Origin of the sequence: Archangium sp., from assembly GCF_036388035.1 — a bacterium.
Taxonomy (GTDB): domain Bacteria; phylum Myxococcota; class Myxococcia; order Myxococcales; family Myxococcaceae; genus Archangium.
In genome coordinates this window covers 1-15,853 of sequence record NZ_DASVSO010000626.1, presented here as the reverse complement: position 1 = coordinate 15,853, position 15,853 = coordinate 1, and the positions used below count along the sequence as shown (strand labels likewise).

Here is a 15,853-nt window from a genome sequence, read left to right as displayed (position 1 = left end):
GCCCCCGTGCCTCCCGCGGCGCTTCCCCCGCCCGCTGGTGACGAGCTCGACACCGCTCCTCCCGCTCCAGACCGTGAGGTCCGGGAAGGTGAGGTGGTCGACATCCGCATCGAGGGCAACCGCCGCGTCGAGGCCGAGGCCGTCCGCCGGGCCCTCAGGACGAAGGTGGGTGACTCCTTCGACGAAGCGCGCACCGCCGAGGATCTCCGGGCCGTCTGGGCGCTCGGCTACTTCAGCGATGTTCAGCTCCTGACGCAGCGCCTGCCCACCGGCGGCGTCGTCTACGTGGTGCGGGTGCAGGAGCGCCCCTCCATCCGCGCGGTGAAGCTCGCCGGCAACGATGAGCTCAGCCAGGACGACCTGAAGGAGGCCATCGAGGTCAAGCCCCTCACCATCCTGGACATGGATGCGGTGCGCCGCACCCAGAAGAAGATCCAGGAGAAGTACGTCGACAAGGGCTACTTCCTCGCCGAGGTCACCCACACGATCGCCCCCGTCGAGGGCGGCCAGGTCGATGTCGTCTTCACCATCGACGAGAACTCGAAGGTGATGGTGAAGGACATCGCCTTCCTGGGCGCGGAGAAGGTGCCGCCGTCCAAGCTCAAGGACGTGATGCTCACCAAGGAGGGCGGCTTCCTCTCCTTCGTCACCGGCGAGGGCACCTACCGCGAGGAGGTGTTCCAGCGCGACCTGGCGGTCATCCAGGCCACCTACTACGACGAGGGCTTCATCAACGTCCGGGTGGACAAGCCCACCGTCTCCCTCTCCGCCGACAAGCGCTACATCTACGTCACCATCAAGGTGGTCGAGGGCGAGCGCTACGACATCGGGAAGATCGACTTCGCGGGCGACCTGGTGGTGCCCAAGGAGGACCTCGCGAAACTGATGAGCTCCACGACGGGCCAGCACTTCAGCCGCACGCAGCTCGGCCAGGACATCCAGTCCATCACCGACGTCTATTACGACCGCGGCTACGCCTACGCGAACATCAACCCCGTCACCGCCATCAACGCGGAGACGAAGACGGTGGACCTGACGTTCGACGTGCAGAAGGGGCCGCAGGTCACCATCGAGCGCATCGACGTCATCGGCAACACCAAGACGCGTGACAAGGTCATCCGCCGCGAGCTGCGCGTGTACGAGGGCGAGCTCTACAGTGGCACCGGCGTGCGCCGCAGCAAGGAGCGCGTGACGGCGCTCGGCTTCTTCGAGACGGTGGAGGTCACCCAGCGGCCCGGCACCCAGCCCGACACGATCATCGTGCAGGTGGAGGTGAAGGAGAAGGCCACGGGGACCTTCCAGGTGGGCCTCGGCTTCTCCAACGTGGAGAACTTCATCTTCACGGCCCAGGTGTCGCAGAACAACTTCCTGGGGTGGGGCCAGAGCGTGTCGGCCTCGGCGCAGATCTCCAGCCTGCGCTCGCTCGTGCAGCTCTCGTTCTTCGACCCGTACTTCCTGGACACCAACTTCCTGCTGTCCGCGGACTTCTTCCGCGTGGACGCGCAGTACGTGGACTTCACCCGTCGCTCCACGGGTGGCAGCGTGTCGCTGGGCTACCAGCTCGTCGAGGACCTGCTCGTCAACGTGGGCTACTCGCAGGAGCACGTGAGCGTGGAGGCCGCGCCGGGCTTCGGTGGCGTGCTGCTGGCCAACCGCTTCCTCAGTGGTGTGACGAGCTCGGTGCGCCTGTCCGTCACCTACGACAAGCGCAACAACCGCCTGTTCCCCTCCAAGGGCTTCATCCACTACGGCTCGGTGGAGTACGCCCCCAGCTTCCTGGGCATCGGCAGCTCGCCGTTCCTCTTCACCCGTTACACGGCCTACTCGCGCCTCTACTTCCCGCTGCCCCTGGGCGCCGTCTTCAAGACCAACGCCACCATCGGCTACATCCAGCAGCTCGATGCCAACCGGCCGCTGCCCGTCTCCGAGTTCTTCTACCTGGGCGGCATCAACTCGGTGCGCGGCTACCTGCTGCGCAGCATCAGCCCCACGCTGCTGGCGCCGCGCTCCGGTGCGCCCGATGCCCCCATCGACCAGCTCAACGTGGGCGGCAACAAGCAGCTCATCCTCAACCTGGAGCTGGAGTTCCCCGTCTTCGAGAAGGCCGGCATCCGCGGCGTGGTCTTCTATGACGCGGGCAATGCCTACGCCCAGAACGAGAGCTTCTTCCAGGACAGCTCGGGGGGGAAACGGCCCCTGGGGCTCTTCCACTCGGTGGGCTTCGGCTTCCGGTGGTTCTCGCCGGTCGGTCCCCTGCGTTTCGAGTGGGGAATCCCGATTACCCCGCGTCCGGAAGATCAGCCCATCCTCTTCGAGTTTACGATCGGCAATTTCTTCTGATAGGCGTCCGCCCGAGCTGCAATGGGCCGTCTTCACGGCCGTTGAACAAGCCAACGGGCGGGACGTCGAATTTCCAAACTTCCCTCGAGGAGCTGTCGCACATGTCGCTTCGAAGCAAACTGTCGGTTCTGGCCATTGCCCTCTCGCTCGCCGTTCCGACCCTGGCCGCCGCCCAGGACCTGAAGGTCGGCTACGTGGACTACCAGCGCGTCCTCCTCGAGGTGGATGACGGCAAGGCCGCCAAGGTCCGCCTCCAGAAGTGGCTGGAGAGCCGCCAGAAGGAGATTGACGGCGAGCAGGAGGCCCTGCGCAGGGAGAAGGAGACGCTGGACAAGCAGGCCAGCGCGATGAGCGAGGAGACGCGCATCCAGAAGGCCACGGACCTGCAGAAGAAGGTCTACGACCTGGCCCAGAAGTGGGAGAAGAGCCGGGGCGAGGCCGCCGAGCGCGAGCGCAAGGAGATGGAGCCCATCATCGGGAAGATCGACTCCGTCATCAGCTCCATCGCCGAGCGCAATGGCCTGGGCATGGTCTTCGAGAAGCGGGACTCCGGCCTGGTGTTCGCGCTCAACCAGTATGACCTGACCAACGAGGTCATCCGCACCTACAACAGCTCCAAGGGCGGCAAGGGGCCGGCCAAGGATGCGCCGGTCGCCAAGGACGCTCCGAAGAAGTAAGGCCTCCGTCCGTGCACGCACCCAGCCCGCGCCGGCTCGGGGAGCTCGCCGCCCATGTCGGCGGTGAGCTCGTCGGGGATGCCGGCCTCTTGATTATGGGACTCAACGGACTCGCCGAGGCGAGCCCGGGTGAGCTCTCCTTCTACGGCAACCCGCGCTACCGCCGGCAGTACGAGGCGAGCCGGGCCTCGGCCGTCCTCGTGGGCCCGGAGGCGGACGCTCGCGAGGGCGTGTCGCTGGTGCGGGTGGCCAATCCCCACCTGGCCTTCGCGAGGATTTCGAGCCTCTTCCACCCGCGGCCTTCGCACGCGGCGGGAGTGCGGCCCGGGGCGCACGTGCACCCCGAGGCGCGCGTCCACCCGGAGGCCACGGTGATGGCCGGCGCCACGGTGGACAAGAACGCCTCCGTGGGCGCTCGCGCGGTGCTCTTCCCCGGTGCCTACGTGGGCGAGGGCGCGAGCGTGGGCGAGGACAGCCTGCTCTACCCCAACGTCACCGTGCGCGAGCACTGCGTGGTGGGTGCGCGCGTCATCCTCCATGCCTCGTGCGTGGTGGGGGCGGACGGCTTCGGCTTCGCCTTCAACCCCGAGGGGGACAACGGTCCGGAGCACTACAAGGTGCCCCAGGCCGGCATCGTCCGCATCGAGGACGACGTGGAGATTGGCGCCTGCACCTGCATCGACCGGGCGACGATCGGCGAGACGGTCATCGGCCGTGGGACGAAGATCGACAACCTGGTGCAGATCGCCCACAACGTGAAGGTGGGCCCGCTCTCGCTCATCTGCGCGCAGGCCGGTGTCTCTGGCTCGGCCGAGGTGGGCATGGGCGTGGTGCTGGCGGGGCAGGTGGGCGTGGTGGGCCACATCCGTGTGGGTGATATGGCCAAGGTCGGGGCCCAGTCCGGCGTGGCGCATGACGTGGAGGACGGGCAGGTGGTGAGTGGCAGCCCGGCCGTGCCCCATCGGGAGTGGTTGCGGATGTCGGCGGCGCTCGGGCAGTTGGGCGATCTGCTCAAGGAAGTGCGTACCCTGCGCCGCAGGGTCGAGACGCTCGAGAAGAAGGAGAAGGGCGGATGATGGACATCCAGGAGATCCAGCAGTTGCTGCCCCACCGCTATCCGTTCCTTCTCGTGGACCGGGTGGTGGAGATCGTCCCCGGCCAGAAGCTGGTGGCGTACAAGAACGTCACCATCAACGAGGACTTCTTCAACGGGCACTTCCCGGGGCACCCGGTGATGCCCGGCGTCCTCATCCTGGAGGCGCTGGCACAGGCCACGGCCATCCTCGCCTACAAGAGCGAGTCGATGGACCCCAAGTCCAAGGTGACGTACCTGATGGGCGTGGACGGGGCACGCTTCCGCAAGCCGGTGCTGCCGGGAGACCGCCTCCAGCTGAACATCGAGGTGGTGCGGCACAAGGGCGCCATCTGGAAGACGAAGGGGACGGCGACGGTGGACGGTGCGAAGGTGGCCGAGGGCGAGTTCCTGGCGACCGTCGTGGACAAGGACAAGGACAAGGGCAGCAGCGGCTCGGCGGCCGAGGCGCCCTGAGTGGGCAAGGAGGCAGACACCATGGCGCAGGTTCACCCCACGGCGGTGGTCCATCCCGGTGCTCGCCTCCACGAGACGGTGGAGGTTGGCCCCTATTCCGTCATCGGGGAGCGGGTGACGATTGGCGCGGGCTCTCGCGTGGGTCCGCACGTCGTCATCGACGGGCGCACCACGATCGGTGAGCGCAATCGCATCTTCTCGTTTGCCTCGGTGGGCGGAGCCCCGCAGGACTTGAAGTACGCGGGCGAGGACACCCAGCTCATCATCGGTGATGGCAACACCATTCGTGAGTCCGCCACGCTCAACATCGGCACGGTGGGCGGCGGCGGCGCGACGCGGGTGGGCAGCAACAACCTCTTCATGGCCTACAGCCATGTGGCCCACGACTGCGTGGTCGGCAACGGCTGCATCGTCGCCAACAGCGTGGCGCTGGCCGGGCACGTCACCCTGGAGGACTTCGTCATCCTCGGGGGCCTGTCCGCGGTGCACCAGTTCACCCGCCTGGGCAAGCACGCGTTCATCGCGGGCGGTTCCATGGTGACGATGGACGTGCCCCCGTACTGCACGGCCCAGGGCGACCGCGCCGAGCTGGCCGGCCTCAACGTGGTGGGCCTGCAGCGCCACGGCTTCAACGAGGAGCAGATCGGCCGCATCAAGGAGGCCTACAAGATCCTCTTCCGCTCGAAGCTGCAGCTGTCCGAGGCCCTGGCCCGACTCAAGACGGAGATGGGCGGGCAGTCGGAGATCGACTACCTGGTGGACTTCGTCAGTCAGAGCAAGCGCGGGCTGACGCGCTGACGTGACCGTGGAGCGCATCGGCCTCATCGCGGGCAACGGACGGTTGCCCTTCCTGTTCGCGAGCGCGGCCCGGGAGCAGGGGCTGGCGGTGGTGGCCGTTGCCCACCGGGGCGAGGCGGATCCGGCCCTGGAGGCCGAGGTCTCCGAGCTGACGTGGGTGCGGCTGGGGCAGGTGGACCGCATCGTGCGCGCCTTCCGCAAGGCGGGCGTGCAGCGGGCGGCCATGGCCGGCGGTATCGGCCGGGTGCGCGCGTTCTCCGAGGCGAGGCCGGATCTGGGCGCGGTGCGCATCATGTCGCGCCTGCGCAGCTTCCGGGATGACGCGCTGTTGCGAGCGGTGGCGGACTACTTCGAGTCGCACGGCATCACCATCGTCGCCCCCACGGACTGGCTGGCGCAGGCCCTGTGCCCCGCGGGGCACCTCGCGGGGCCCCGGCTGAACGAGGCGCAGGAGAAGGACGTGGCGCTGGGACGGGAGGTGGCGATGCTCCTGGGCCAGGCGGACGTGGGGCAGACGGTGGTGCTGCGCAACGGCCACGTGCTCGCGCTGGAGGCGGTGGAGGGCACGGACGAGGCCATCCGCCGCGGTGGCAAGTACGGCGGGGCCGGGGCGGTGGTGGTGAAGCGCTGCAAGCCGGGGCAGGACCTGCGCTTCGACCTGCCGGCGGTGGGGCCTCGCACCCTGGAGGTCATGCAGGAGGTGGGGGCGAAGGTGCTGGCGCTGGAGACGGGCAAGACGGTGTTGCTGGACGCGCAGGCGCTCTTCCAGGGCGCCGAGAAGGCCGGCATTACCCTCGTCGGCGTCCCCTGAGCGCCCGGAGTTCCGGGGGGGCCCCGTGCCTGCTCCCTCTCTCTCCAGGGGGAGGGCGGGGTGAGAATCGTTCCCACCTGCTCCTGTGTGGAATGCTCCCCTCCCAAGGGCCTGTTCCGGACACTACTCCGGAGCCCGACCCGGGTCCGCGTTGCACCCGCCACGCCCCCCGGACAGGGTGTGTCCCATCCCGGAGGTGTCCACCCCGCATGACTTCCCGCCTCTTGCTGCTGTGCCTCACCTTGTCGCCGCTGTGCGCGCTCGCGGATGCCGTGCGCGTGTCGCTCCAGCCCCAGGCCACGTTGGGCAAGGGGCTGCCGGAGCTGCGGGTGCACATCGAGGAGCCCATCGCCGGCTTCGAGGTGAAGCTCAAGCGCGGGGATGGGCAGGAGGTGCGGGTGAAGGGGGGCGGGCAGCCGGGCGTGACGCGCACCCTCCGGCTGGAGCAGCCCGAGGGCCGCTTCCACTACGAGGGCGAGCTGGTGGTGCGCTTCCCGGACGCGCAGGAGTCCTCCATGCCGCTGTCCTTCGACGCGGAGCTGGTGGGGCCCCTGCGGATGACGGTGGTGCCGGAGGACGTGGACGTGGCGGGGCGCAAGCTGCGCTTCACGCTGTCTCGGCCCGCGTCGCACGTGCAGGTGACGGTGCTGATGGACACCGGCAAGAAGGCCTTCGACGGCGAGGTGCCCTTCCAGGGCGAGCCCGCCGGCAAGCCGCTGGAGGTGACGTGGCCGGCGGCGGAAGGCCGCGTGCTGCGCATCTCGCTCAAGGCCTTCGACACCTCCGACTTCTACACGGCCCTGGAGCTCTTCCCGTGGCAGGTGGACATCCCGCACGAGGAGGTCACCTTCCCCACGGGCAGCGCGGACGTGCCGACGGCCGAGCGGCGCAAGCTCGACGCCAGCCACTCGCTCATCGCCGACGCGGTGTCGCGCTACGGCCGCTTCGCGGAGATGCGCCTCTACATCCTCGGGCACACCGACACGGTGGGCGACACGGACTCCAACCGCGAGCTGTCCCTCCAGCGCGCCCGGAGCATCGCCGCGTACCTGCGCAAGCGGGGCCTGAAGCTGCCCATCTTCTACGAGGGCTTCGGCGAGCAGTCCCCACGCGTGGCCACGCCGGACGAGACCGATGAGGCCACCAACCGGCGCGCCGAGTACATCCTGGCCGTGGAGCCGCCGGCCCTTCCCCAACCCCCCTTTCCGCCACGGTGGCGCAAGCTGTGATGCACCCACATCCCAAGGAGAACCGACGCATGAAGCGACTCGTGCTGCCTGCCCTGATCGCCCTCGCCGCCTCCGGCTGCATGCGCTCGCGTGCGGCCCTCGTCAATCCGACGGAGGAGGCCGGCAAGTGCGAGCTGGTGCGGACGCTGATGCGCGAGCCGGTGCCCCAGCGCTTCCTGTCCGAGCTGGTGGCGGGGCGTGACGGGCCCGCGCCGGTGCTCGTCTTCGTGCGCCGGCCCGAGCAGGACATGCTCGAGCGCCTCTTCGCGGGCGACGAGCCCTCGTGCGGCGGCTACAACTACAGCGTGGTGCAGCAGAGCACGACGGACGCGCTGGTGCTCTTCCTCCAGCCGCTGGGCGACGGCTACACCTTCGACGTGCAGCGCGCGGCCCCGGACGAGCTGTCGCTGGGCGGGGCGCCCAGGGGCACGCTGACGAAGCGCGACGGCGGCGGCTGGGCGGCCTCCAGCCTCTGAGACGCCCGGGGCTCCTCCTCGCGCAGCAGGTCCTTGCCTCCATCCGCGATGAACTGCACCGCGATGGCCGCGAGGATGAGCCCCATCACGCGCTCCAGGATGGCCACGCCGGACTGCTTGAGCACGCGCTGCACGAAGCCGGCGGCGCGCAGCACGAAGTAGCTCGTCACGAAGGTGAGCACGATGGCCACCAGCACGGGCACGGCGGACAGCAGCTCGTCACCGCCTCGGGCCATCAGCACCATGGCGGTGGCGATGGCGCCAGGGCCCGCGAGCAGCGGCATCGCCAGCGGTACCAGGGCCACGTCCTCCTTCACCACGCCCTCCTGCGTCTCGGACGGGGTGGTGCGCGTCTCCGAGGGCCGGGCGCGCAGCATGTCCAGCGCGGTGATGAGCAGCAGGATGCCGCCCGCCACCCGGAAGGCGCCCAGCGACACGCCGAACACCTTGAAGATGATGCCGCCGAACATGGCGAAGAAGAGCAGCAGCCCGCACGCCACCATGCACGCGCGCCGCGCCGTGCTCCTTATCTTCTCCTCCGAGTCCCCCGCGGTGATCGCCAGGAAGATGGGCACCACTCCCACCGGATCCACGACGAAGAGGACCGCCGGGAGCGACACGAGGAACAGGGAGAGCTGCTCGGACATACGCCCCTCTACACCGTGAGGCGCAGCTTCCACACCATCGTCAGCGCCTCGAGGAAGATCTTCCGGCTCATCTTCGACTGCCCGACGCGCCGATCCTCGAAGACGATGGGGATCTCCTTCACCGTGAAGCCCTTCTTCAGGCTGCGGTAGGTGAGCTCGATCTGGAAGGCGTAGCCCGTGCTCTTCACCGCCGCGAGGTCGATGGACTCGAGCACCCGACGGTGGAAGCACTTGAAGCCACCGGTGAGGTCCCTCGTGCCCACGCCCAGGATGGTGCGCGCGTAGAGCGAGCCGCCCCGGCTGATGATCTTCCGGCCCACGCCCCAGTTGACGGTGCCGCCGCCGCTCACGTAGCGCGAGCCCAGCACCAGGTCCGCGCCGCCCAGGGCCGTGTCCAGCAGCGTGGGCAGGTAGCGCGGGTCATGGCTGAAGTCCGCGTCCATCTCGATGATGTGCGTGTAGCCGGCGTCGAGCGCCACGCGGAACGCATGGAGGTAGGCACGCCCCAGGCCCTGCTTCTTCTCGCGGTGCAGGACGCGGATGCGCGGCTCCTTCGCCGCCAGCTCGTCGGCCACCTGCCCCGTTCCATCCGGGGAGTTGTCGTCGACGACGAGGATGTCCACGCGGGGATCGGCCGCGAGCACCGCTCGGGTGATGGGCTCGAGATTGTCCCGCTCGTTGTAGGTGGGGATGCAGACCAGCGCTGGATTCATTGCGCGGCGGGACATAGCAGAGCAGCGCCGCCGTGTCCGCTCCTAGACTTTTGGGGTGGGAGGCAGCAGCTCCAGCACCGACTCGGCGGCCCGGGCGGCGGCTCCGTGCGCTCCGAGCCGGGTGCGCACCTCCTCCAGCCCCTGGAGCATTTCCTCTCGCGGTGCGCCTGGCACCCACAAGCGGCGAATTTCCCCGGCGATGCGCTCGGGCGTCATGTCGCCCTGGAGCAGCTCGGGCACCACCCGGCGGCCCGCGAGCAGGTTGACGAGCGCCACGTGCGCCACCTTCAGCATCATCCGGCCCACGAGGTAGGTGACGAGCGAGACGCGGTACACCACCACGAAGGGGCGCTGCATCAGCCCCGCCTCCAGGGCCGCCGTCCCCGAGGCCACGATGGCCGCGTCGCTGGCCCCCACCACCTCGGGAGCCCGGCCCTCCACCAGCACCGGCTGCACGCCACTGCCCTCGAAGCGGGAGAGGATTTCCTCGCGCGGGATGGTGGGGGCCACGGGCACGACGACCTGGAGCCCGGGGCGCTCGGCGACCAGCGTCCTGGCGGCGCCCACCATGGCCGGGAGGATGCGGCGGATTTCGCTCATCCGGCTGCCCGGCAGCAGGGCGAGTGTGGGCGTCTCCACCGGCAGTCCGAGCTTCTGGCGGAAGGCGGCAGCGCTGGCGGGGGAGGGCATCTGCTCCACCACGGGGCTGCCCACGTAGCGGGCCGCGACACCGGCCTCCCGGTAGAACTCCTCCTCGAAGGGGAGGATGCAGAGCATCCGATCCACGAGCCTGGCGATCGTCTTCACCCGGCCCCGGCGCCAGGCCCAGATCATCGGCGAGACGTAGTAGGCCACCGGGATGCCGAGCTTCTTGAGGCGGGCGGCGAGCCGGAGGTTGAAGTCGGGGATGTCCACGAGGATGGCGCAGGCGGGGCGGCGCTCGGCGGCGGCCTCGGCCAGCCCGCGCATGACCTGGAGGATGCGCGGAATCTTGGGCAGCACCTCGGTGATGCCCATGACGTTGACCTCGTGGGCGCCGTAGAGCAGCTCCACGCCCTGGGCGGCGAGGCGCGAGCCCCCCATTCCGAAGAAGGTGAGGTCCGGACGCTGGGCCTTGAGGGCGGCGACGAGCTCGGAGGCGTGGGCGTCACCGGACGCTTCGCCGGCCACGACGAGAATCTGGGGGGCGGGGGGCATGAGGCGGCGCGCATGCTAGCGCATGCGCTGCTCCGAGCGGGACGTACATCGTCGCTGGAAGATTTTCCTCCTCGTGATGAGGGAGGGGTGCTCCTCGTGCACGCGCCTCGACTTCCGTGGCGGGACGTGGAAGCGTCCGCCCCGGTTCCGTCTTCACAGGGGGTAATGCATGCGCGGGAACAGCGCGGTAGCCCTCGAAGCACAGGCCTTCGAGTACTGGGAGCAGGACTTCGCGCGGAGGATGGCCCTGGCGAAGCCGACGGACACCTCTCGCGGCGTGTTCTGCAACGGTTTCCTGCGAATGATGCGGGAGCTCGGCGGCGAGGCGATGGAGAAGCGCTGCCTCGAGGCGAGTGGGGAGGAGAAGTTCGTCGACTTCTTCTTCTACCCCATCACCATCCAGCTTCGGATGCTCACCACCGGGATGCGCTTGCTGGCGGAGCAGCACGGAGACGTCGAGGAGGCCCTGCGGCGGCTCGGGCGGCAGGCGGTGACGGACCTGGCTGCTTCCGCGGCGGGCAGGGCCGTGAGTCTCATGGGCACGGGCGACATGAGGAGCCTGCTGGAGGGGCTGCGTGCGGCCTACCGGGTCTCGGCGAACTATGGCGAGCACGAGCTGGAGTGGACGGGGCCGACGAGTGCCCGCCTCACCTTGAAGCGCATCTTCATGCCCTATCCCTTCCACGAGGGCCTGGTGCTGGCGCGGCTCGAGTCGAGGAACGTCCGGCACTTGAGGGTGCGTGGCCGCCAGCTGACGACGCTCGACAGCGAGTACGAGATCTCCTGGGAGTGAGCCACGCGAGGTGAGGCCCGCTACAGGAGGAGCCGCATGCAGACGCGACTCTCGGCGGGCAATCCCGCCCGCGTCTCCTGCTCGCGGATGGCGCGCAGCCCGGGGCCCACCTCCTCGTCCCTCATGACGCGAAAGCCTCAGCGCTCGTAATAGGGCGCGTTCCAGGGCACGTCCCGGAAGGTGGTGAGCAGCATGGCCGCATAGCCTTGTGCTCGTGCCCACTGCCGCAGCACCTCGAAGAGTGCCCGGCCCAGTCCCTGGCGCGCATGGTCCGGGTGGACGTCGATCTCCGCGAGGTAGGCCGCGCCATCCACTTCCTTGCACAGCGCGAAGGCCGCGACCCCCCCCTCCTCCGCGACGGCCACCCACGCCCCGCCCTGCCGCTGGTACTCCCGGAGTTGCTCGAGCGTCTGCGCGTCCGCCTGGGCGATGAAGGGGTGCGCCGAGGAGAGGAAGTGCTGCGCGGCGAGGTGCTCGATGTGCGGCAGCACCGCCAACTCCTCGGGCCGGGCACGCCGCAGGGTGTAGCCGCGCCAGGTGGGGAGCGGCTTTTCCTCCCTCTCCAAGAGGTCGGATCTTCCCAGGGCCATGACGCACCTCCTTCACGAGGGTGGGGATGCTTCGGGGCCACTTTCAAGCCGGACGGACGGCCTCCTTGAACTCTTCCTCTCTCCGCGCGAGGGCCCTCTACTCGCCGGGCAACCGAGCGAGTACGACCGTGCGGCGGAAGGTGGGAGCCGGAGAGGAGGCGGGCGCGAATCCTGACTGAAGGGACCGGGCCGAATGTGTACACTCGGCGACCCTTGAAGACGCTTCTTCTGGCCGAGAGCCACCCCCCGACCCTGGAGCACCTCACCGGGTTGCTGTCTCAAGCCGGCTACACCGTGCGTGCGGTGAGTGACCCCGGCTCGGCGATGGAGCACTTCGTCGCCGACAACCCCGACATGGTGGTGGTGTCCGTGGACCTGCCGCGCCTGGACGGGGCGCACGTGGGCCATCTCATCCGCAACCACAGCCAGGGCACGCGCGTGCCCATCGTGGCCATCGACAAGGGCCACCTGGGCCGGGCGCGAGGCGTGGCCTCGGTGTTGGACCTCAAGGTGAATGCCTACGTGGCGGACCCGCTCAAGCCGGGCGAGCTGGTGGGCAAGCTGCAGTCGCTGGCGACCGTCGCCGCGCGGAACGAGACACCGGTCAAGGGCCTGCGGGCCATGCTGGCGCGCCCGGCGGTGGCCTCGGGAGACCTCAAGGGCCTCCCGCTGCCGGCGCTGCTGGTCTCGATGTACCGGCTGCGTCGCAACGGCGTGCTGGTGGTGGCCTACCGGGACCTGACCCGGCGCGTCTTCTTCGCGCGCGGTGGCGCGGTGAACTACGACTCCAGCGCTCGGCAGGATGCGCTGCCCAATTACCTGCTGCAGCGTCAGGTGGTCACCGAGGCGCAGGCCGAGCGGGTGGTGCAGGCGCTGGGCTCGGGCCTGCGCATTGGCTCCGCGCTGGCCGAGGCGGGTGTGGAGGCGGCGGGCGAGGAGTTGCTGCAACTGCTGCGTGACTACACGAGCGACCGGCTGGCCCAGGTCATCGCCATGCGCGAGGGCCGCTACGCCTTCTACCCTGGCGAGGAGTTCCAGTCCGAGGTGGCCACGGTGGAGATTCCTGCGCTGGCGCCCATCCTCGATGGAGCCCGGCGCAGCATTCCCCTCAAGCTGATGGCCGCGCCGCTGCGCTCGCACCAGTCGGAGTTCCCGGTGCGCACGCCCGAGTTCGGCAAGGACCTGGGCGCGCTGGGGCTGGACACGGATGACCTGAAGATCGCCATGCAGGTGAACGGGCGCATCTCGCTGCGCGACCTGCTGGCGCACGGCCGGGGGGACTTGCAGCGCGGGTACTCGCTGCTGTGGTTCCTCAAGCTGGCGGGCTGCATGAGCTTCTCCCCGACGCCCGTGGCGAGCGGGCCCGGCGAGGCGGTGGCCGTGCCGGAGTCCATCGCGCCGCGCAAGCGCAAGCCGCTGCCGGCGGAGACGGAGGCCAGCCTGCGGGACGGCGCGGTGAAGATCATCACCAGCAGCTACTTCCGGTGCCTGGGGCTGGACATCGCCGCGGACTCCGAGGCGGTGGAGCGGGCCTGGCACGAGCTGGCCATGCGCTACCACTCGGACACCTACGCCGAGTACGACACCTCGGAGATGAAGGACCTGCTGGACTCGGTGCAGGACAAGCTGTCGGCGGCCTACCGGGTGCTGTCGGTGGCGGAGAAGCGCAAGGCGTACCTGCAGTACCTCATGTCGCGCATGGACGTGGGGCGCTCCACCTCGGTGAACGTGGACGCGGAGATCATCCTCCGGCGTGGGGAGGCGGCGCTCAAGCGCAAGCAGTACCGCTCGGCGCTCATCCACTTCGAGGAGGCGGTGACGCTCAACCCGCAGGAGCCCGAGTACTACTCGTACCTGGCGTGGGCCACGTTCCTGGCCGGCACGGGGCCGAAGGAAGACCGGGCCAAGGCCGCGCAGAAGGTGCTGCGCAAGGCGCTCTCGCTCAACCCGTACCTGGAGCGGGCGCTCATCATCTCGGCCATCATCGACAGCGAGATGGAGGACGCGTCCGGGGCGCGCAAGAAGCTGTTGAAGGTGCTCGAGCTCAACCCCAACTCCCAGCTCGCGAAGGCCGCGCTGCGCAAAGTAGGTCGGTGATGCGGAAGGTGTTGTGGAGGTTGCTGGGTTACGCCCGGCCGCACGTGGGCCTGCTGATGGCGGCCTTCGCGTGCATGGTGGTGCTGGGGCTGGCCACGGGCGCGTACGCGTACCTCATGGGGCCGGCGCTGCGCTTCCTGCTGTCGGGTGGCACGGAGGGCTTCGGGGGCGCGCAGCCGGTGCCGTGGCTGGCGAACCTCCCCCGCGAGGCCGCGCTCTGGGGCTTCCCGGTGGTGGTGCTGACGGTGGGCGTGGTGAAGGGCGTGGGGTACCTCGGCCAGTTCTACTTCATGGGCTTCTTCGCCCAGAAGGTGGCGGCGGACGTGAGGCGGGAGCTCTTCGTGCGCCTCTCCTCGCTGTCACCCGCGCAGCTGGCGCGCGAGCGGATGGGAGACCTGCTCAGCCGCTTCTCCTCGGACATCCAGGCCGTGGAGGTGGCGGCCATGTACACGGTGGGCTCCTACCTCCGGGACTCGCTGCAGGTGGTGGTGCTGTCGGGGGTGGCGCTGTCCATCAGCCCGCTGCTGGGCGGGTTGATGCTGTGCGTGCTGCCACTGGCGGCACTGCCGGCCTCGCGGCTGACGCGCAAGGCACTGCGAGGCACGCGCGAGGGCCAGGTGCAGCTCGGCCAGCTCGCGGGGCAACTCCAGGAGGGGCTGGGCGGCCTGCGCACCATCCAGGCCTTTAACGGGCAGTCGGCGGAGCTGGCGCGCTTCTCGGCGCACGCGAGGGCCCACGAGGAGGCCCTGGTGCGGGCCGCGTGGGCGCGAGGCGGAGTGCCCGGGTTGATGGAGGTGCTGGCGGCCGCGGCGCTGGCGGGAGCGCTGGCGTACACGGCGGCCACACAGGCGATGGAGCCGGCGGCCCTGCTGTCGTTCCTCACCGCGGTGATCCTCGTGTACCAACCCGTGAAGGACCTGGGCCGGGTGACGCAGTTCGCGATGCAGGCGGGCGCGGCGGGAGAGCGGCTCTTCGCGCTGTTGGACCTTCGGCACCCGGTGGAGGACGCGCCAGGGGCCACCGAGGCGCCGGTGCCGACGCGGGCCATTGGAGTGGAGGGCGTGCGCTTCTCCTACGGGGAGCGGCGGGCGCTGGACGGGCTGACGCTGGAGCTGCCGGTGGGGAAGGTGGTGGCGCTGGTGGGGCCGAGCGGCGGAGGCAAGAGCACGCTCACCAACCTGCTGCTGCGCTTCGAGCGCCCCCAGGAGGGCCGCCTCCTCTTCGACGGGGTGGACCTGGACGGCTACACGGCGGCGAGCGTGCGGGCGAAGTTCGCGCTGGTGACGCAGGAGCCACTGCTCTTCTCGGGCAGTGTGCTGGACAACCTGCGCTATGCGCGGCCGGAGGCCACTCGCGAGGAGGTGGAGGCGGCGGCGCGGGTGGCGAACGCGGATGGCTTCATCCGGGCGCTGCCCGAGGGCTATGACACCCGGGTGGGCGAGCGCGGCGTGAAGTTGAGCGGTGGCCAGCGGCAGCGGCTGTGCATCGCACGGGCGGTGCTGTCTCGGGCGCCGGTGCTGGTGCTGGACGAGGCCACGAGCAGCCTGGATCCGGAGAGCGAGCGCGAGGTACAGGCGGCGCTCGCGGCGGTGCTGCCGGGGCGGACGGCGCTGGTGATCGCCCACCGGCTGTCGACGGTGGTGGAGGCGGATCTCATCTGCGTGTTGGAGGCGGGGCGGGTGGTGGAGCAGGGGAGCCACGCGGAGCTGTTGAAGGCGGGAGGCCGCTACGCGGCGCTGTGGGCGCTGCAGACGTCGGGCCCGGAGCGGGGAGCTGCGTGAAGCCGTCGGTGTGGGTGGGGAAGCTGCTCCGGGCGCTGCTGGGGCTGGTGCTGTTGCTGCTGGGAGTGGCCGGGTTCTTCACCCTGGCGGCCACCTTCGCCGAGTACCCGGTAGTGGCACCGCATACGGAGTCACCCGGGTGGCTGCGCGGGGCC

14 protein-coding genes and 1 pseudogene are annotated in these 15,853 nt (G+C 69.6%); 11 read left to right on the top strand and 4 right to left on the bottom strand.

Features of this window, described 5'->3' with window-relative positions; translation table 11 throughout:
* The 8 genes from bamA to VF697_RS25605 all read left to right on the top strand — a co-directional run.
* Positions 1-2,340 (top strand): outer membrane protein assembly factor BamA (gene bamA, locus VF697_RS25640; protein ID WP_414641340.1); only part of this gene is annotated, 2,340 nt, incomplete at its 5' end.
* Between the two features lie 101 nt (positions 2,341-2,441).
* Positions 2,442-3,017 carry an OmpH family outer membrane protein gene (locus VF697_RS25635; protein ID WP_331099341.1) on the top strand — a complete coding sequence of 192 codons (576 nt, stop codon included), beginning with the start codon at positions 2,442-2,444 and terminating at the stop codon, positions 3,015-3,017.
* Between the two features lie 11 nt (positions 3,018-3,028).
* Positions 3,029-4,093: a UDP-3-O-(3-hydroxymyristoyl)glucosamine N-acyltransferase gene (gene lpxD / locus VF697_RS25630; protein ID WP_331099340.1), complete on the top strand. Its 1,065-nt coding sequence runs from the start codon at positions 3,029-3,031 to the stop codon at positions 4,091-4,093.
* Entirely contained in the window at positions 4,090-4,566 is a 477-nt protein-coding gene (gene fabZ, locus VF697_RS25625) for a 3-hydroxyacyl-ACP dehydratase FabZ (RefSeq protein WP_349257540.1), read from the top strand. Before lpxD ends, fabZ begins: the two co-directional genes overlap by 4 nt.
* A gap of 21 nt (positions 4,567-4,587) precedes the next feature.
* Positions 4,588-5,364 (top strand): acyl-ACP--UDP-N-acetylglucosamine O-acyltransferase, encoded by a 777-nt coding sequence (gene lpxA, locus VF697_RS25620; protein ID WP_331099339.1) that lies wholly within the window; start codon positions 4,588-4,590, stop codon positions 5,362-5,364.
* A 7-nt stretch (positions 5,365-5,371) separates the two neighbouring features.
* Entirely contained in the window at positions 5,372-6,175 is an 804-nt protein-coding gene (locus VF697_RS25615) for an LpxI family protein (RefSeq protein ID WP_331099342.1), read from the top strand.
* A gap of 209 nt (positions 6,176-6,384) precedes the next feature.
* On the top strand, positions 6,385-7,404 hold the full coding sequence (locus VF697_RS25610) for an OmpA family protein (protein WP_331099338.1): 1,020 nt from the start codon (positions 6,385-6,387) through the stop codon (positions 7,402-7,404).
* A 29-nt stretch (positions 7,405-7,433) separates the two neighbouring features.
* Complete coding sequence (locus tag VF697_RS25605; RefSeq protein WP_331099337.1) at positions 7,434-7,880, top strand: hypothetical protein; 447 nt, start codon at positions 7,434-7,436, stop codon at positions 7,878-7,880.
* A gap of 20 nt (positions 7,881-7,900) precedes the next feature.
* Here VF697_RS25605 and VF697_RS25600 read toward each other — a convergent pair.
* From VF697_RS25600 to lpxB, 3 genes and pseudogenes are all read right to left on the bottom strand, one after another.
* A pseudogene (locus VF697_RS25600) lies at positions 7,901-8,527 on the bottom strand (MarC family protein); the annotation flags it as partial.
* 8 nt (positions 8,528-8,535) lie between these two features.
* Positions 8,536-9,240 carry a polyprenol monophosphomannose synthase gene (locus tag VF697_RS25595; RefSeq protein ID WP_331099336.1) on the bottom strand — a complete coding sequence of 235 codons (705 nt, stop codon included), beginning with the start codon at positions 9,238-9,240 and terminating at the stop codon, positions 8,536-8,538.
* Positions 9,241-9,282: 42 nt separating this feature from the next.
* Positions 9,283-10,437, bottom strand: coding sequence for a lipid-A-disaccharide synthase (gene lpxB / locus VF697_RS25590; RefSeq protein WP_331099335.1), 1,155 nt, complete (start codon positions 10,435-10,437; stop codon positions 9,283-9,285).
* A 169-nt stretch (positions 10,438-10,606) separates the two neighbouring features.
* Here lpxB and VF697_RS25585 point away from each other — a divergent pair, with 169 nt between their 5' ends.
* The gene (locus VF697_RS25585) at positions 10,607-11,230 is read left to right on the top strand and encodes a TIGR02265 family protein (RefSeq protein ID WP_331099334.1); all 624 of its coding nucleotides are present in this window, start codon (positions 10,607-10,609) and stop codon (positions 11,228-11,230) included.
* Positions 11,231-11,367: 137 nt separating this feature from the next.
* Here VF697_RS25585 and VF697_RS25580 read toward each other — a convergent pair whose 3' ends face one another.
* Positions 11,368-11,820, bottom strand: a complete 453-nt coding sequence (locus tag VF697_RS25580) for a GNAT family N-acetyltransferase (protein ID WP_331099333.1) — start codon at positions 11,818-11,820, stop codon at positions 11,368-11,370.
* A gap of 213 nt (positions 11,821-12,033) precedes the next feature.
* Between VF697_RS25580 and VF697_RS25575 the strand changes: the two genes are divergently transcribed.
* Positions 12,034-13,917: a DUF4388 domain-containing protein gene (locus VF697_RS25575; protein WP_331099332.1), complete on the top strand. Its 1,884-nt coding sequence runs from the start codon at positions 12,034-12,036 to the stop codon at positions 13,915-13,917.
* Positions 13,917-15,698: an ABC transporter ATP-binding protein gene (locus VF697_RS25570; RefSeq protein ID WP_331099331.1), complete on the top strand. Its 1,782-nt coding sequence runs from the start codon at positions 13,917-13,919 to the stop codon at positions 15,696-15,698. The genes VF697_RS25575 and VF697_RS25570 overlap by 1 nt, the downstream gene beginning before the upstream one ends.
* Positions 15,699-15,853 lie beyond the last annotated feature (155 nt).